This is a genomic window from Streptomyces hyaluromycini, from assembly GCF_002217755.1.
Classification (GTDB): Bacteria; Actinomycetota; Actinomycetes; order Streptomycetales; family Streptomycetaceae; genus Streptomyces; species Streptomyces hyaluromycini.
This window is the reverse complement of sequence record NZ_BCFL01000028.1, coordinates 193,773-210,112: the sequence shown is the minus strand read 5'-3', so window position 1 is coordinate 210,112 and position 16,340 is coordinate 193,773. Positions and strand designations below refer to the sequence as shown.

15 protein-coding genes are annotated in these 16,340 nt (G+C 73.7%); 10 read left to right on the top strand and 5 right to left on the bottom strand.

Features of this window, described 5'->3' with window-relative positions:
* From SSP29_RS38455 to SSP29_RS38435, 5 genes are read left to right on the top strand one after another with little or no spacing between them, the layout of a single operon-like run.
* Window positions 1–4,629: a type I polyketide synthase gene (locus SSP29_RS38455; RefSeq protein WP_089105553.1), complete on the top strand. Its 4,629-nt coding sequence runs from the start codon at window positions 1–3 to the stop codon at window positions 4,627–4,629.
* Entirely contained in the window at window positions 4,626–4,943 is a 318-nt protein-coding gene (locus tag SSP29_RS38450; RefSeq protein WP_089105552.1) for an acyl carrier protein, read from the top strand. The genes SSP29_RS38455 and SSP29_RS38450 overlap by 4 nt, the downstream gene beginning before the upstream one ends.
* Before the next feature lie 3 nt (window positions 4,944–4,946).
* The gene (locus SSP29_RS38445; protein WP_089105551.1) at window positions 4,947–5,762 is read left to right on the top strand and encodes an alpha/beta fold hydrolase; all 816 of its coding nucleotides are present in this window, start codon (window positions 4,947–4,949) and stop codon (window positions 5,760–5,762) included.
* Entirely contained in the window at window positions 5,759–6,949 is a 1,191-nt protein-coding gene (locus SSP29_RS38440) for a glycosyltransferase (protein WP_089105550.1), read from the top strand. The genes SSP29_RS38445 and SSP29_RS38440 overlap by 4 nt, the downstream gene beginning before the upstream one ends.
* Complete coding sequence (locus SSP29_RS38435; RefSeq protein WP_150135710.1) at window positions 6,933–7,988, top strand: class I SAM-dependent methyltransferase; 1,056 nt, start codon at window positions 6,933–6,935, stop codon at window positions 7,986–7,988. The genes SSP29_RS38440 and SSP29_RS38435 overlap by 17 nt, the downstream gene beginning before the upstream one ends.
* 9 nt (window positions 7,989–7,997) lie before the next feature.
* On the opposite strand, the gene SSP29_RS38430 is transcribed toward SSP29_RS38435, so the two are convergent.
* The gene (locus SSP29_RS38430; RefSeq protein ID WP_089105666.1) at window positions 7,998–8,918 is read right to left on the bottom strand and encodes a lysylphosphatidylglycerol synthase transmembrane domain-containing protein; all 921 of its coding nucleotides are present in this window, start codon (window positions 8,916–8,918) and stop codon (window positions 7,998–8,000) included.
* Window positions 8,919–9,188: 270 nt separating this feature from the next.
* On the opposite strand from SSP29_RS38430, the gene SSP29_RS38425 reads away from it, so the two are divergent.
* On the top strand, window positions 9,189–9,833 hold the full coding sequence (locus SSP29_RS38425; RefSeq protein WP_089105549.1) for a DedA family protein: 645 nt from the start codon (window positions 9,189–9,191) through the stop codon (window positions 9,831–9,833).
* A gap of 56 nt (window positions 9,834–9,889) precedes the next feature.
* On the opposite strand, the gene SSP29_RS57125 is transcribed toward SSP29_RS38425, so the two are convergent.
* On the bottom strand, window positions 9,890–10,426 hold the full coding sequence (locus tag SSP29_RS57125) for a gamma carbonic anhydrase family protein (RefSeq protein ID WP_089105548.1): 537 nt from the start codon (window positions 10,424–10,426) through the stop codon (window positions 9,890–9,892).
* 109 nt (window positions 10,427–10,535) lie between these two features.
* Here SSP29_RS57125 and SSP29_RS38415 point away from each other — a divergent pair, with 109 nt between their 5' ends.
* A complete protein-coding gene (locus SSP29_RS38415; RefSeq protein WP_089105547.1) occupies window positions 10,536–11,300 on the top strand; it encodes an acyltransferase in 765 nt (254 codons plus the stop codon).
* Window positions 11,301–11,331: 31 nt separating this feature from the next.
* On the opposite strand, the gene SSP29_RS38410 is transcribed toward SSP29_RS38415, so the two are convergent.
* Entirely contained in the window at window positions 11,332–12,189 is an 858-nt protein-coding gene (locus SSP29_RS38410) for a DMT family transporter (RefSeq protein WP_089105546.1), read from the bottom strand.
* Window positions 12,190–12,303: 114 nt separating this feature from the next.
* Here SSP29_RS38410 and SSP29_RS38405 point away from each other — a divergent pair, with 114 nt between their 5' ends.
* Both SSP29_RS38405 and SSP29_RS38400 read left to right on the top strand, forming a co-directional pair.
* Window positions 12,304–12,876, top strand: a complete 573-nt coding sequence (locus SSP29_RS38405) for a helix-turn-helix domain-containing protein (RefSeq protein WP_089105545.1) — start codon at window positions 12,304–12,306, stop codon at window positions 12,874–12,876.
* A gap of 31 nt (window positions 12,877–12,907) precedes the next feature.
* Window positions 12,908–13,462 carry a YbaK/EbsC family protein gene (locus tag SSP29_RS38400; RefSeq protein ID WP_089105544.1) on the top strand — a complete coding sequence of 185 codons (555 nt, stop codon included), beginning with the start codon at window positions 12,908–12,910 and terminating at the stop codon, window positions 13,460–13,462.
* Here the strand turns inward: SSP29_RS38400 and SSP29_RS38395 are convergent.
* Window positions 13,459–14,589 (bottom strand): cation diffusion facilitator family transporter, encoded by a 1,131-nt coding sequence (locus SSP29_RS38395; RefSeq protein WP_089105543.1) that lies wholly within the window; start codon window positions 14,587–14,589, stop codon window positions 13,459–13,461. The two genes, SSP29_RS38400 and SSP29_RS38395, sit on opposite strands and share 4 nt — an antisense overlap.
* 63 nt (window positions 14,590–14,652) lie before the next feature.
* Here SSP29_RS38395 and SSP29_RS38390 point away from each other — a divergent pair, with 63 nt between their 5' ends.
* Window positions 14,653–15,018, top strand: coding sequence for an ArsR/SmtB family transcription factor (locus tag SSP29_RS38390; protein ID WP_167450099.1), 366 nt, complete (start codon window positions 14,653–14,655; stop codon window positions 15,016–15,018).
* Window positions 15,019–15,091: 73 nt separating this feature from the next.
* Here the strand turns inward: SSP29_RS38390 and SSP29_RS38385 are convergent, their stop codons facing one another.
* Window positions 15,092–16,315 (bottom strand): 4-hydroxybenzoate 3-monooxygenase, encoded by a 1,224-nt coding sequence (locus SSP29_RS38385; RefSeq protein WP_089105541.1) that lies wholly within the window; start codon window positions 16,313–16,315, stop codon window positions 15,092–15,094.
* Between the last annotated feature and the right edge of the window lie 25 nt (window positions 16,316–16,340).

Below are 16,340 nucleotides of genomic sequence, written 5' to 3'. Positions count from 1 at the left end.
ATGACCGACGACCGTCAGACACCGGTCGCGATCGTGGGCATGGCGGTGCTGCTGCCCGGCGCCGCAGGGCTCGACGCGTACTGGGAGAACCTCCGCGACGGCGTGGACGCGATCGGCGAGGTGCCCGAGGGACGCTGGGACCCGGACTACTACCGGCCGGGCTCGGCCACCGGGCCCGCCGTCCCCGATCAGGTGTACTGCCGGCGCGGCGGCTTCGTGGACGGGCTGGCCGAGGTGGAGGTCACCCGGTACGGGATCATGCCGAACTCCGTGTCCGGCACCGAACCCGACCAGCTGATCGCCCTCGACGTGGCCGCCGCCGCGATCGCCGACGCGGGCGGCGAGGACCGGCTGCCCGACCGGCACCGGATCGGGGTGGTCCTGGGCCGGGGCGGCTATCTCACGCCCGGCCTGGTCCGGCTCGACCAGCGGGTCCGGACGGCGGGGCAACTCGTGCGTACCCTCGGCGAGCTGGTGCCCGACCTCAGCCCCGGCCAACTGGCCCGGGTGCGCGAGGCGTTCACCGAGCGGCTCGGCCCCGCCGGCCCGGAGCACGCGATCGGCCTGGTGCCCAACCTCGCCGCCTCCCGGATCGCCAACCGCCTCGACCTGCGCGGTCCCGCCTACACCGTGGACGCGGCCTGCGCCTCCTCCCTGGTCGCAGTCGACCAGGCCGTCACCGAACTCTCCGCCGGGCGCTGCGACCTGATGCTCGCCGGGGGAGTGCACCACTGCCACGACATCACCCTGTGGAGCGTCTTCTCCCAGCTGCGCGCGCTCTCCCCGAGCGAGCGCATCCGCCCCTTCCACCGCGACGCCGACGGCATCCTCATCGGCGAGGGCACCGGCGTCGTCGTCCTCAAACGCCTCGCCGACGCCGAACGTGACGGCGACCGCGTCTACGCCGTGATCCGCGGCACCGGCGTGGCCAGCGACGGCCGTACCGCCGGGCTCGTCAACCCCGACCCCGGCGGCCAGACCCACGCCGTACGCCAGGCCTGGCGGGCCGCAGGACTCGACCCCGCCGCACCGCACTCGGTCGGCCTCCTGGAGGCGCACGGCACCGCCACCCCGGCCGGTGACGCGGCCGAACTGACCACGCTGGCCGAGGTGTTCGGACCCAGCGGGCTCAGCGACGAGCGGGCCGTGCTGGGTTCGGTGAAGTCGATGATCGGCCACACCATGCCGGCCGCCGGAGTGGCCGGGCTGGTCAAGGCCGCCCTCGCGCTGCACCACGCCACCCTGCTGCCCACCCTGCACTGCGACGACCCGCACCCGGCGCTCGCCGCCACCCGCTTCCGCACCCTGGACCGGGCCGCGCCCTGGGAGACCGCTCCCGGACAGCCGGTCCGCAGAGCCGGCGTGAACGCCTTCGGGTTCGGCGGGATCAACGCGCACGTGGTGCTGGAGGAGGCCCCGGGCAACCGCGCGGCCGCCGTCAGCCGCAGCACCGGGGGCGCCGAACCCCGCGGCACGGAAGTCGCCGAACCCCGCATCACCGAAGTCACCGAACCCGAGCGCATCCTCCTGCTCGCCGCCGACACACCCGAGCAGCTGACCGCGATCCTCGCCGCCGACGACTCCGCCGTCCTCGCCGCCGGTCTCGCCCCCGAGGGGACCCATCCGCAGGCGGGCCCGGTCCGTCTGGGCATCGTCGACCCCACCGCCAAACGGCTCGCCCTCGCCCGGCGCGCGGTCGGCAGGGGCCGCGCCTGGCAGGGCCGCAACGACGTGTGGTTCCGGCCCGCCGAACTGCTGCGCACCGGCCGGCTGGCCTTCGTCTTCCCCGGTCTGGAAGGCGAGTTCACTCCCCGCGTCGACGACATCGCCGCGCATTTCGGCCTCCCCACCGTCACCGGCCCGGCCACGGACGCCGTGCGGGTCGGGGACGTAGGCCGTCATGGGTTCGGTGTCGTCGGCGTGGGGCGGCTGCTCGACTCGGCGCTGCGCCGGATGGGCGTGGTGCCGGACGCGGTCGCCGGGCACAGCGTCGGCGAGTGGACGGCGATGACGGCCGCCGGGCTCTACTCGGGGGACCAGGTCGACGCGTTCATGGCCGACTTCGACCCCGACGCGGTCACCGTCCCGGGCCTCGCCTTCGCCGCGGTCGGCGCCCCCGCCGACCGGGTCCTCGACGTGCTCCACGAGGACTGGACGGACGCCGGGATCGTCCTCTCCCACGACAACGCGCCGAACCAGTCGATGGTCTGCGGCCCGGACCGGGCGGTGGCGGACTTCGTCCGTGCCTTCCGGGCCGACGGCGTGCTGTGCCAGGTGCTGCCGTTCCGGTCCGGGTTCCACACCCCGATGCTGGAGCCGTACCTGACCCCGATCAAGGAGGCCGCCGAGCGCTTCCGGCTGCACCGGCCGACGGTCCCGGTCTGGTCGGGCACCACCGCGGCCCCCTTCCCCGCGGCCGAGGCGGAGGTGCGCGAGCTGTTCGTCCGGCACCTGCTGGAGCCGGTCCGGTTCCGGCAGCTGGTCGAGGGCCTGTACGCCGCGGGGCACCGGGTCTTCGTCCAGACCGGACCCGGCCAGCTGGCCTCCCTGATCGGCGACACCCTCGGCGACCGCGACCACCTCGCCGTCGCCGCCAACTCCCCGCACCGCTCCGGCCTGGCCCAACTCCGGCGCGTGGCCACCGCGTTGTGGACGGCCGGCGCCTCCGTCGCACCGGCTGTCCCGAGGACGGGCGGCACGACCGCGCCCGCTCGGCAGCGGCCGCCCGTCCGGCTCGACCTGGGCGGCGCACTGGTGTCCCTGGACGGCCCGGAACTGCTTGAACTCCGCGCGGCGCTGGGCAGTCGGCGGACGTCCGCCGGACCGTCCCCACTGGACGACCTCGCCACCCGCATCCCGGCCGCCGCCGAACTCGACGCACTGCTCCGGGAGACCGCCGACACGGCAGCGGCCGTCCTCACCGCGATCCGCACCCCGTCCGGCAGCACCACGGCCCCCACCGCCGCCCGTGCCCTGCCCCGTATCCCGGCTCCCGCGGCACCTCAGCCCACCGCACCCCGGCCCGCGCCGCCCGTCCCCGCCGCCGCGACACCGCCGCCCCCCACCTCCCGCACCACCATCATCCAGGTGTCCCCCGAGGCGATGCCCCACCTCCTCGACCACTGCTTCTTCCCGCAACGCCCCGACTGGCCCGACACCGAGGACCGCTGGCCGGTGGTCCCCGCCACCACGATCGTCCAGCACATGATGGACGCGGCCGAGGACGCCACCGGACTGCGGGCGGTCGCCGTGCACGGAGCCCGCTTCGACCGCTGGCTCACCGCCACACCCCCCGTCGACGTCCCGGTCACCGTCACCCCCGAGGGGCCGGGCCGCGTCTCGGTCACCTTCGGCCCCACCGCCCGCGCGGTGATCGAACTCGCCCCCCACCACTCCGCACCCCCCGCCGCCCCCGCGCACCCCCCGGCCCCCGGACGCACCCCCGACCACACCGCTGCCGAGCTGTACTCGGAACGCTGGATGTTCCACGGCCCGGCCTTCCAGGGCGTCACCGAGCTCACCGCGATCGGCGACCGGCACGTCCGCGGCGTGATCACCACGCCCACCGCCCCGGGCGCCCTCCTCGACAACGTCGGCCAGATCCTCGGCTACTGGATCATGGCCACCCGCACCGAGCGGACCGTCGTCTTCCCGGTGCAGATGCGGGAGATGCGCTTCCACGGCCCGCATCCCGCCCCCGGCACCGAGGTCGGCTGCCTGGTGCGGATCACTTCGCTCACCGACACCGTCCTGGAGGCGGACGTGGAGCTGACCGTCGACGGCCGGGTCTGGGCCCGGATCGACGGCTGGCAGGACCGCCGCTTCGACAACGACCCGCACACCCGCCCCGTCGAGCGCTTCCCGGAGCGCAACACCCTCTCCGAGGCCCGGCCCGGCGGCTGGACCCTGCTCCACGAACGCTGGCCGGACCTGGCCTCCCGGGAGCTGATCATGCGCAACTCCCTGGGCGGAGCGGAGCGTTCGGAGTACGGCGCGCGTCCGCCGCGCGGCCGCCGGCAGTGGCTGCTGGGCCGGATCGCCGCCAAGGACGCGGTACGCCAGTGGCTCTGGCAGCACGGCGAGGGGCCGGTCTTCCCGGCCGAACTCCGGGTCCACAACGACGCGTTGGGCCGCCCCTACGTGGTCGGCGTGCACGGCCGCACGCTGCCCGCGCTGGACGTCTCCCTCGCCCACCGGGCGGAGGCGGCGGTGGCGATCGTACGCCCGCACACCCCCGGACCCGGGCCGGGCATCGACCTCGAAGAGGTCGCCGACCGCGACCCGGCCACCCTGCAGGCCGCGCTCGGCGCGGACGAACTCCGGCTGCTGCACGCCCTCTCCGAAGACGGCCCAGACGGCTCCCGGTCCCTGTGGTTCACCCGGTTCTGGGCGGCCAAGGAGGCCGTCGCCAAGGCGGAGGGCACCGGATTCGACGGCCGGCCACGGGACTTCACCGTTCTGGAGGCGGCCCCGGACGGCAGCCGGCTGCTGGTCTCCGGCCGGCTGGAACGCGCCTACCCGGTGCACTGCGCGCCGGTCCGCAATCCCCCCGCACTGCCGGACCGCGACTACGTCGTGGCCTGGACGACCGGACCGGCAGCAGCAGACCCCGAGGAGGACCCGCGATGAATCCCACCGAGCCCGAGATCCGTGCCGACGAGGAGGCGGTGCTCGCCGACCTCGCGCGGATGCTCCGTACCCTCCTGGAGGAGTACGGCGACGACGACGCCGAGATCGGCATGAGCACCACCTTCAACCGCGACCTGGAGCTGGAGAGCATCGACCTGGTCACCCTGGCCGGACTGCTGGAGGAGCGGTACGGGAAGCGGGTCAACTTCGCGGAGTTCCTGGCCGGGATGGAGTTCGACGAGATCATCGAGCTGACCGTCGGCCGGCTCGTCGAGTACGTCGTGTGGAGCCTGAAGGCCACGGAGGCGGGCTGAGCCATGGCGATCATCGACACCGGAGACGTCTCGCTGCACGTGCAGAGAATGGGCCCGGGGGAGGACCGGATCCCGGTCGCCACCGTGGTCCTCGTCCACGGGCTGCTCACCGACAGCCTCGCCAGCTACTACTTCACCGTGGCCCCCGCCTTCGCGGCCTCCGGCCTCGACGTGGTCATGTACGACCTGCGCGGCCACGGCCGCAGCGGCCGCCCCGCCGGCGGCTACACCCTCGACCACAACATCGACGACCTGGAGGCCCTCCTCGACCGGCTGTCGGTCACCGGCCCGGTCCACCTCGTCGGCAACTCCTACGGCGGCACCATCGCCTTCGGCTACGCGGCCCGGCACCCCGAGCGCACGGCCAGCCTGACCCTCATCGAGTCCGAACCGGCGACCGCCGCCTGGGCGGCGAAACTCGGCGGCATCCTGCACCGGGTCGTCACCGAACTCGCCCACAACGAGTCGGACGCGATCGCCTGGATCACCGCCAACCGCAGCCACAACACCGCCCGCCTGGCCAAGGGCGCGGCCCGCCTCGCCCGCGAGACCAGCCTCGGCCGGGACATCCCGGCCAGCCGGGTCCTGACCGAGGACCAGATCAGCGCCGTACGCTGCCCGGTCCTCGGGGTGTACGGCGGTGACTCCGACCTGGTCGGGGTGGTCCCGCTGAAGGAGGCCCTGCTGGCGGACTACCGGTCGGTGGTGCTGCCGGGGCACGAGCACTCCGTGCTGGTCGAGGCGGCCGGCACGGTCGGCGGACACATCCTGGAGCTGATCCACTCGGTCGGCGGGGCGCGGGCGGCCGGGGTCCGGTGAGCGGATTCCTGTTCGTCGTACCGCCCCTGGTCGGGCACATCAACCCGGCCGTCGGCGTCGCGGCCGAACTCGCCGCGCGCGGGCACCGGGTGGCCTGGGTCTGTGCGGACGCCGGGCTGCTGCGCCGGCTGGCGGGGCCGCAGGCGCGGGTGTTCCCGTGCGCGGGGACGGCCGAGGGGGAGCGGCCCGCCGACCTGCGCGGCGCGGAGGCGCTGAAGTTCCTCTGGGAGTGGTTCCTGGTGCCCCTGGCGGACGCCATGGCGCCCGGCGTACGGGCGGCCGTCGACGACTTCCGCCCCGATGTGGTGGTCGCCGACCAACAGGCCTTCGCCGGGGCCCTGGTGGCCGAGCGGCTCGGTCTGCCCTGGGCCACCTCCGCGACCACCTCGGCCGAGTTCGGCGGCGCCTACGACGGCATCCCCAAGGTCGCCGAGTGGCTCCGGGACCGGCTCACGGAACTGCGGGAGCGCATCGGCGACCCGGCGGGCACCGCCGACCCGCGCTTCTCGCCGTATCTCACCCTGGCCTTCACCACACCCGAACTGGCGGGCCCCACCGACCGGCCGGCGGTCCGCTACGTGGGCCCGTCGATCTCCGAGCGGCCGGTCGCCGACGGCTTTCCCTGGGAGTGGCTGGACCCGAGCCGCGAGCGGGTCCTCGTCTCCCTCGGCACCGCCAACGCGGACGTGGGCGGGCGGTTCCTCGCCGAGTGCGTGGCCGCCGTACGCGAACGGGCCCACCGCGTGCAGGCGTTGGTGGCCGACCCCGGCTCCACCCTGCCCCCGGCGGCCGACGACAAGGACCTGCTGATCCTGCCCTCGCTGCCCCAACTCCCGCTCCTGGAAAGGGTCGACGCGGTCGTCTGCCACGCCGGACACAACACGGTGTGCGAGTCCCTGTGGCACGGCGTCCCGCTGGTCGTCGCCCCCATCCGTGACGACCAGCCGGTGATCGCCGGGCAGGTCGTCGACGCCGGCGCGGGCGTCCGGGTCAGGTTCGGCCGGGTCACCGCCCCGCGGCTGGGCGAGGCCCTCGACACCGTCCTGTACGAACCCGGCCCGCGCACGGCGGCGGCCCGGATCCGCACCGCGTTCCGCGCGGCCGGCGGCGCGCCGGCCGCCGCAACCCACCTGGAACGCCTCGCAGCCGACCCGCACGCAAGGAGAGCCGATGAGCAAGCAGACTGAGATCGAGGCACTGCGCTCCGCCTACCGGCGGGACCTCGCCGAGGGCACCGACCGCTTCTTCGAACCCCCGCGGACCACCTGTCCCTGGTGCGGCTCCGGCCGGCTGACCACCCGGCTGCGCACCACCGACCTGCTTCAGCACAAGCCCGGCGCCTTCGTGCTCGACCGCTGCGAGGAGTGCGGACACACCTTCCAGAACCCGCGCCTGAACGACACCGGCCTGGAGTTCTACTACCGCGACTTCTACGACGGCCTCGGCGAGCAGAAGATGAGCGGCACCTTCGGCGGCCGGACCAAGATGTACCAGGGCCGCGCCCAGGCCATGGTCCCGCACGACCCGACCCCCAAGAACTGGCTCGACGTCGGCACCGGCCACGGCCACTTCTGCGAGGCCGCCCGCGAGGTATTGCCCGGCACCGCCTTCGACGGCCTCGACTTCACCGACGGCGTCGAACTCGCCGCCCGCGAGGGCCGCGTGGAGCGCGCCTACCGCGGCGCCTTCCCCGACCTGGCCCCCGACCTCGCCGCCCGCTACGACGTCGTCAGCATGTTCCACTACCTGGAACACAGCACCGACCCCGACCGCGAACTGCGCGCCGCCCACGAGACGGTACGCCCCGGCGGCCACCTCCTCATCGAGGTCCCCGACCCCGAGAGCCGCTACGCCCGCCTCCTTGGCCGCTGGTGGCTGCCCTGGCTCCAGCCGCAGCACCTGCACTTCATCCCGGTCGCCAACCTGCGCGCACGCCTCACCGAGCTGGGCTTCACGGTCGTCGCCGAACAGCACGCCGAGGCCCACGACCCGGTCGACCTGCTGGCCGCCGTCTGGCTCGCCCTGGACCACACCGCCCCGCGCGAGGACGCCCCCTGGCTGCCGACACCGCCCGGCACGCTCCGCAAGACGCTCCGCGCCGCCCTGCTCCTCGCGGGCATCCCGGCGCTGATCGCCGGCACCCTCCTGGACCGCTTCGCCGTACGGCCGTTCTCGCACCGCCTCCGCGTCTCCAACGCCTACCGCATCGTCGCCCGACGCGACTGACGCCTCGTCTCACAGCACCTTCGCGCGGATCATCGCCGACAGCACCAGGGCGCCCGGCAGCAGCGGTATCCAGTCGGTCAGGACGCGGTAGCCGATCACGGTGGCGGTGGCCACCGCCACCGGGGAGCCGAACGCGACCAGCGTGATCACCAGCGCCGCGTCCACCGCGACCCCGCCGGGTACCGGTACGGCACCCCCCGCGGTGCCCGCAGCCAGGTACGCGAAGATCACGGTGCCCCACGACAGCCCGAGCCCGAGCGCCTCCCCGGTGCAGGCCAGCACGCACGCCTGCACCAGCGGCATCGCGGTGGCCCCGCCCCACAGGGCCAGCACCCGGGAGGGTTGCGCGTGCACCGTCCGGGCGTCGGTGAGCGCGGAGCGCACCAGCCCGGTGACCGGCCGCCGCAGCGGTCGTACGACGGCCGTCGCCACGCCCACCAGGGTGAGCACCGCGGCGACCGGGATCAGCACCACGCCGTCCGGGACCAGCTCGCCCAGCCGCCGCCAGGCGGACGAGGAGAGCAGGAACACGATCAGCACGACCGTCTTCGCGCCCGACTTGGCCACCGAGTACAGCGCGATGGAGGAGGTGGCCCGCTCCAGGGGAACGCCGCGGGTGCGCAGGAAGCGGACGGTGACGGCGTGTGCGCCCAGTCCGGCGGGCAGGGCGTGGTTGGCGGCGCCGGCGGCGAACTGCGAGGCCAGCAGCAGCCCCGGCGGCAGCCGGTCGGGCACGGCGCCCTGCCGCATGCAGGAGGCCACCACCCAGGTCAGGCAGGTGAAACCGCCCGCGGCCAGCAGCCACACCGGTTCGGCGCGGGCGAGCCGGGTGACGCCCTCGTACAGCAGTGACTGGTTGGTCAGCCCCCAGACCGCGGCGATGAGCAGCGGGGACAGGCACAGGGCGAGCCGGAGCGGACGGCCTGCCATCGAGGGCGCCGGTAGCGGGCGCACAGGGGCGTCGGAGCAGGACGAGGACAGTGACGACAGTGAGGACACGGGGACGTTGTCCTTCCACGGCGGGCCGGCGGTGGGGAGCCGCCGGTGAGCGGAGACGCCGGGAGCCTTCCCCGCCCGTATGACACCTGGATGTCCGATAACCGAAGGCGGGAGGGCGGGCCGGTGCCACGGGCGCGGTGGTACCCGGCCGACCCGGTAGCCTTCCTGGGGAAGGAGCACACGACAGGGGAGGATCCGGCCGTGCACGTCCAGGAATGGCTCGACTCGGTACCGGCGGTCGCCGTCTACGCCGTGGTGGCGCTGGTCATCGGGGTGGAGAGCCTGGGCATCCCGCTGCCGGGCGAGATCGTCCTGGTCTCCGCAGCGCTGCTCTCCTCCCAGCACTCGGGCGTCAACCCGTTCGTCCTCGGCGCCTGCGCGACCGCGGGCGCGGTGATCGGCGACTCGATCGGCTACGCGATCGGCCGCAAGGGCGGCCGCCCCCTGCTGGCCTGGCTGGGCAGGAAGTTCCCGAGCCATTTCAGCGAGGGCCACGTCGCCACCGCCGAGCGCTCCTTCGAGAAGTGGGGCATGTGGGCGGTCTTCGTCGGCCGCTTCATCGCCCTGCTCCGCATCTTCGCGGGCCCGCTGGCCGGCGTCCTCCAGATGCCCTACTGGAAGTTCCTGATCGCCAACCTCCTCGGCGGCATCTGCTGGGCGGGCGGCACCACGGCGGTCGTCTACTACGTCGGCATCGTCGCGGAGGACTGGCTGAAGCGGTTCTCCTACGTGGGCCTGGCGGCGGCGGTCCTCTTCGGCCTGGCGTCGATGCTGATCGTCCGCCGCAAGGCGAAGAAGGTCCAGCTCACTCAGAAGGAAGCGGAACCTGTGAGCGCCGGCGACTGAAGCGCCCCTTAGGGGCGCGGGGAACTGCGCGACAAGCCCCCACCGCGCCGCACCCGTTATGAGTCCTGCTCATGCACCCCGCGATGCGCCTTGGCCAACTCCGCATACAAGGTCCCGTTGAGGGTCACCCCCTCCCGCTCCTCACGGCTAAGCTCGCGCCGCACCTTCGCCGGCACCCCCGCCACCAACGACCCCGGCGGCACCACCATCCCCTGCGGCACCAACGCCTGCGCGGCCACCAGCGACCCCGCCCCGATCACGGCCCCGTTCAGCACGGTCGCCCCCATCCCGATCAGGCAGTCGTCCTCCACGGTCGCCCCGTGCACCACCGCGTTGTGACCGATGGACACCCGCTCCCCGACGGTCACGGGGAACCCCGGATCCGCGTGCAATGTCACATTGTCCTGGACGTTCGCCCGCGCTCCCACGGTGATCTTCTCCACGTCCCCCCGCACCACCGCGCCGTACCAGACACTGGCCCCGGCCTTCAGCGTCACGTCCCCGATCACCGAGGCCGTCGGCGCCACGAACACGTCGGCCTCGACCTTCGGCTCACGCCCCCCGATCCCCACGATCAGCGCCTGCTGCGTCATCACCGTCTCCCGTCGTCGTCGATTCCCCGGAAACCTACGCCACCGCTTGGGGCGAAGATCACAGCAGCCCACCCTCTGTAAGTCGGCGCCCGCTGAGTAGCGTGACTGCGTGCCGAAGCCCAAGAACACGTTCTCGTCCTGGCGCCGCCGCCTCGCCCAACGCGCAGTGCACGCGGCCTGGGCCTGGGCGCAGCGCACGGGATCCGTCACGGCCGACCACCCCGGCCGCTTCCACTTCGGCGCCCTCGGCGAAGCCACCCGCCTCGCCTTCCCGCTCGGCACGGTCTTCGGCGAACCGTGGATCCACCTCGGCTCGCACTGCATCGTCGGCGAACAGGTCACCCTCACCGCGGGCCTGATGCCCGACCTCGACCTCGGCCCCGACCCGATCCTGCGCATCGGCGACGGCGTCGTCCTCGGCCGCGGCAGCCACGTCATCGCGGACACGACGGTCACCATCGGCAGCGACTGCTACTTCGGCCCCTACGTCTACGTCACCTCCACCAACCACTCCTACGACGACCCGCACGAGCCCATCGGCAGGCAGTGGCCCCGCATGGAGCCCGTGGAGATCGGCCCGGGCTGCTGGATCGGCACCGGCGCGGTGATCCTGCCGGGTGCGCGGATCGGCCGGAACGTGGTGGTGGCCGCCGGTGCGGTGGTCCGGGGCACGGTGCCCGACCACGCCGTGGTGGCCGGCGCGCCCGCCCGGGTCGTACGCCGCTGGACGCCCGAGACCGGCTGGCAGCCGCCGCTGCGCACGCCCCCGCCGGTACCGATCCCGGCCGGCACCACGCCGGAGCAGCTGCGCGCGCTGGCGGAGCTGGACCAGGAGGACGTGGCCCGGCTCGCCGAACTGGAGCCCGAGAGCTGAGCGGGTCCCGGCCGGGTCGCCGGCCGTCGGTTCAGCCGGTGGCCAGCAGCAGCGTCCCCACCAGCGCCAGCCCGGCGCCGGCCGCCTGGATCGCGCGCAGCCGTTCGCTGAGGAAGCCGCGGGCCGCGAGCGCGGTGACCACCGGGTAGAGCGAGGCGAGCACCGCGGCGACGGTGACCGGGCCGTGCTGGGCGGCGACCGAGTACGTGCCGTTGGCCGCGACGTCGGCGAGACCGACGAAGCCCAGCGCCGGGAGCGCGGCGAGGGCGAAGCCGCCCTCCGGCAACGCGGGCGCGCCCCGCCGCACGGACCGCCACAGGGCGGCGCCGCCGGTCGCGACACTGGTCAGCCGCTGCACGAAGAGGGCCAGGAACAGGCCGGTGACCGTGGTGGACGCCTCCGTGATCAGTGCGAACACGGTGCCGAAGCCGGCCGCCGCGACCAGGGTGAGCAGGATGGTCCGGCGCTGGACGGGCGCGCCGCGCAGTTGCGGGCCGCCGGCCAGGACGACTCCGGTGACGGCGACCGCGATGCCGGCGACCTGGAGCAGCCCCGGACGCTCACCGAGGAACAGTCCGACCCCGACCGGGACGGCGACGCTCAGCGTGGCCAGCGGGGAGACCACCCCCATCGGGCCGAGGGCCAGGGCCTTGTAGAAGGAGAACAGCGCGACCGGCCCGACCAGACCCGCCGCCACCGCGAACCACAGCCGCGGCCCGGCCTCGCTCCAGCCGCCGGTGGCGACCACGATCACGCCCAGGACCGCCGCCGCCAGGCCCTGCGACACGACGACCACCGTGAGCGCCGGGGCGCGTCGCGTGAGCAGCCCGCCACCGAAGTCGGCCAGCCCCCACAGGAGACTGGTGGTCAGGGCGAAGAATGCTGTCACGACCCGCCTCGCAGTACAGTTCGGTGAACATCAGGTACACCCCACCGTAGTTCACCAAGATGAACTGTGTCATCTAAAATATTGGACCTCAATGCTCCCCACGATGGACGGAACGTGTCGGACCTCGACCTGCTGACCCAGTCCCTGGCCCGCAACGTCAAGCACTGGCGGGCGGTGCGCGGCTTCACCCTGGACGTGCTCGCGGCCCGGGCCGGGGTCAGCCGCGGCATGCTGATCCAGATCGAGCAGGCCCGCACCAACCCGAGCATCGGCACGGTCGTCAAGATCGGTGACGCGCTCGGCATCAGCATCACCACCCTCCTCGACTACGAGCAGGGCCCGAAGGTGCAGATCGTCCCCGAGGACAAGGCCGTACGGTTGTGGCACACCGAGGCTGGCAGCTTCAACCGGCTGCTGGCCGGCACCGAGGCGCCCGGCCCGCTGGAGATGTGGGACTGGCACCTCATGCCGGGCGAGAGCAGCCCGTCGGAACCCCACCCGACCGGCACGGTGGAGATCGTCCATGTCACCGCCGGTGAACTGACCCTCACCGTCGACGGGACCGAGTACCGCGTGCCGACGGGCGCCAGCGCCTCCTTCGAGGCCAACACCGCCCATGTGTACGGCAACACCGGGGACGTGCCGATGGAGATGGTGATGACGGTCTCCGTTCCGCCCGTGCCCTGAGCCTCCCGCGCCGGGCTGTTAGCGTGCGGACATGCGCGCACCCATCGGAGACTTCGACACCGCCGTCCCCGCCCCCGACTGCCTCGACGAGCTGACCGCGCCGGTGGCCGACGCCGTACGCCGCTGGACCGGCGCCGTGCCCGCCGACCGGATCGTCTACGTCGAGACCGACCCGCAGTGGGCGGACACCGCGGTCTTCGTCGAGCACTACGGGCGCGACCTGCTGGAGCGGTCGGCCAACTGCGTGGTGGTGGCGGGCAAGCGCGGCGGCGAGACCACCCTGGCGGCCTGTCTGGTGCCGTCCACGACCAAGGTGGACGTCAACGGCGTGGTGCGCCGCCAACTCGGCGCCCGCAAGGCCTCGTTCGCCTCGATGGACACCGCGACCGGCGCGACCGGCATGGAGTACGGCGGCATCACCCCGATCGGACTCCCGCACGACTGGCCGCTGTTGGTGGACTCGGCCGTCGTCGACCTGCCCTACGTCCTGGTCGGCAGCGGCCGCCGGCGCGGCAAACTCCTCGTCCCCGGCAAGGCGTTCGCCGAGCTGCCGGGCGCGGTGGTGCTGGAGGGGCTGGGCGTCTAGGAGTGGGCGTGCGTGTGGTGCGCCAGCGCCAGATGCGGGTCCGCCTGGCCCGGCGCCGGCGCCGGATCGGCGTGCACCAGGGCCGCCGTCAGCCTCGGTACGGCGTGCAGCAGCGCGTGCTCGGCCCCGACGGCGATCGCGTGGGCCTGCCGTACGGTCGTCTCGCCGTCTACCACGACCGCCACCTCGGCGCGCAGCCGGTGCCCGATCCACCGCAGCCGCAGCTCACCCACCGCACGCACCCCGGGCACCTCGTGCAGCGCCCGCTCGGCCCGGTCCGTCAGCTCCGGGTCCACGGCGTCCATCACCCGCCGGAACACCTCGCGCGCCGCGTCCCGCAGCACCAGCACGATCGCCGCGGTGATCGCCAACCCCACCAGCGGATCGGCGAGTTGCCAGCCGAGGGCCGAGCCGCCGGCCCCCAGTAGCACGGCCAGTGAGGTGAATCCGTCGGTACGGGCGTGCAGCCCGTCGGCCACCAGCGCGGCCGAGCCGATCTCCCGGCCCACCCGGATCCGGTACCGGGCCACCCACTCGTTCCCGGCGAACCCGGCCAGCGCGGCCACCGCGACCGCCGGGAGGTGCGTGACCGGGCGCGGATCCAGCAGCCGGTCGACCGCGGTCCACGCGGCGAAGGCGGCCGACGCGGTGATCGTCAGCACGATCGCGATCCCCGCGAGATCCTCGGCCCGCCCGTAGCCGTAGGTGAAGCGGCGGTTCGCCGCGCGGCGCCCGAGCACGAAGGCGATGCCCAGCGGTACGGCGGTCAGCGCGTCCGCCGCGTTGTGCACCGTGTCCCCGAGCAGGGCGACGGAGCCGGACAGGACGACCACGACCGCCTGCACGAGCGCCGTGGCGCCGAGCACGGCCAGCGAGACCCAGAGCGCCCGCATACCCCGTGCCGAGGACTCCAGCGCGGGGTCGAGCTTGTCCGCCGTCTCGTGGGAGTGGGGCGTCAGAAGGTGGGTGAGGCGGTGGCGGAGACCGGCGGACGCGGGGTGGGAGTGGGGCTCGGAGTGCGGGTGGCCGTGGCCCTGGCCGTCGTCGTGGTCATGGGCATGGCTGTGGGCGGGCTCGCCGTGCCGGTCGGGGGTGTGGGCGTGTTCGTGGTGGTGCCGGTCGCTCATGCGGCTCCCCTCTCCGGTGCGCGGGACGTGGACATCCGACGCCCACGACGCCATTATGTGCGTATGAGCGCACGCTTGCACCTATCACCTGCGCATCATGCGCATCCGCGCACTCCCGGCGAGGAGCAGTTCGCGCTGGCAGCCGAGGTCCTCGCCCTGCTCGGCGACCGCACCCGGCTCACCCTGCTGCACGCCCTGACGACGGGGGAGGCCGACGTCAGCACGCTCACCGAGGTGTGCGGCGCCGCACGGCCCGCCGTCAGCCAGCATCTGGCCCGGCTGCGGCTCGCGGGTCTGGTCGGCACGCGCAAGGAGGGGCGCCGGGTGGTGTACGCGCTGCGCCACGGTCATCTGCGGCGGCTGGTCGAGGAGGCGCTGAAGGTGGCGGACCACCGGCTGACCGAGACCGCTGCCGCAACAGACGCCTGAGCTTCGCCGGCAGGGCGAGCGCCTCGTCCGGACGGCCGCCGGCATCCGCCCGGCGGCCGTCCCCGCGTGGTGCTCAGTAGGCCGTGGCCGCACCGAGGTACTGCTCGGCGAAGGCCGTCGCCGCCGCGCGTGAGGTGAACAGCCTGCGCAGCCGGGCCAGGCTGGTACCCGCGAGGAACGGATCGCCGGAGGCCGTGCCGTGGTAGATGCCGGACAGGAACTGCGAGAACTCCTGGTAGTCCCAGACCCGGCGCAGGCAGGCGTGGGAGTAGCCCTCCAGACCGGTGTCGTCGCCCTTGGTGACGTGCGCGGCGAGCGCGTCGCCCAGCAGGAAGGCGTCGTGCAGGGCGAGGTTCATGCCCTTGGCGGCGATCGGCGCGGTCAGGTGCCCGGCGTCACCGGCGAGGAAGAGGCGGCCGTACACCAGCGGTTCGACCACGTAGTCGTGCATGTCCAGCAGGCGCTTCTCGATCAGCCGTCCCTCGGTGAGCGGCGGCGCTCCGGCCGCGCCGAGGCGCTCGCGCAGCTCGTCCCAGATCCGGTCGTGCGACCAGTTCTCCGGATCGTCGCCCGGCGGGCACTGCAGGTAGTAGCGGGTGATCTCGGGGCTGCGTGCCATGTGCCCGGCGAAACCGTTCGGATGGACGCCGAACAGCACGCAGTCCGAGGACGGCGGCGCCTCGGCGAGCAGGGCCAGCCACGCTATGCCGTAGTCCTGCCGGGCGATCCGCACCCGCCCGTCCGGTATCGCGTCCCGCGTCACCCCGCGCGCCCCGTCGCAGCCCGCCACGAACTCGCAGTGCAGAAAGTGCCGTTCGCCGGTCGCGGGGTCGAGGTATGACACGGCGGGCCGGTCCGTCTCCAGGCCGTGCAGGGTGACGTCCCGCACCCCGAACCTGATGTCCCCGCCGCGTACGTCGGCGTACTCCCGCACCAGGTCCGTCACCAGCAACGGCTGCGGATAGACGTAGTGGTGATGGTCCGTCAGTTCGCGGTAGTCGAACCGGAACCGGTCGCCGGCGAACCGGAACTCGCACTCGCTGTGCACCTGGGCCCGGGCCACCAGATTGTCGGCCAGGCCGCGCTGTCGAAGCCCGCGCACCGCCCATTCCTCGATGACCCCGGCCCGTGGCCGCGTCTCGATGAACTGCCTGCTCTCGGTCTCCAGGACCACACAGTCGACGTCGGCGGCCCGCAGGATGTTGCCGACGGTCAGCCCGGCGGGCCCGGCGCCCACGACGACGACCGTACGGCGTTCTTCGGAGGGGGAGTTGGTGTGGGGGGAGGGGTGAGTCACCCCCGCATTATGACGGTGTCCCGTC

Coding starts and splice junctions, on each gene's coding strand:
- SSP29_RS38455 (WP_089105553.1), top strand. CDS start 1: ATGACCGACGACCGTCAGACACCGGTCGCGATCGTGGGCATGGCGGTG.
- SSP29_RS38450 (WP_089105552.1), top strand. CDS start 4,626: ATGAATCCCACCGAGCCCGAGATCCGTGCCGACGAGGAGGCGGTGCTC.
- SSP29_RS38445 (WP_089105551.1), top strand. CDS start 4,947: ATGGCGATCATCGACACCGGAGACGTCTCGCTGCACGTGCAGAGAATG.
- SSP29_RS38435 (WP_150135710.1), top strand. CDS start 6,933: ATGAGCAAGCAGACTGAGATCGAGGCACTGCGCTCCGCCTACCGGCGG.
- SSP29_RS38430 (WP_089105666.1), bottom strand. CDS start 8,918: ATGGCAGGCCGTCCGCTCCGGCTCGCCCTGTGCCTGTCCCCGCTGCTC.
- SSP29_RS57125 (WP_089105548.1), bottom strand. CDS start 10,426: ATGACGCAGCAGGCGCTGATCGTGGGGATCGGGGGGCGTGAGCCGAAG.
- SSP29_RS38400 (WP_089105544.1), top strand. CDS start 12,908: ATGCGCGCACCCATCGGAGACTTCGACACCGCCGTCCCCGCCCCCGAC.
- SSP29_RS38395 (WP_089105543.1), bottom strand. CDS start 14,589: ATGAGCGACCGGCACCACCACGAACACGCCCACACCCCCGACCGGCAC.
- SSP29_RS38390 (WP_167450099.1), top strand. CDS start 14,653: ATGAGCGCACGCTTGCACCTATCACCTGCGCATCATGCGCATCCGCGC.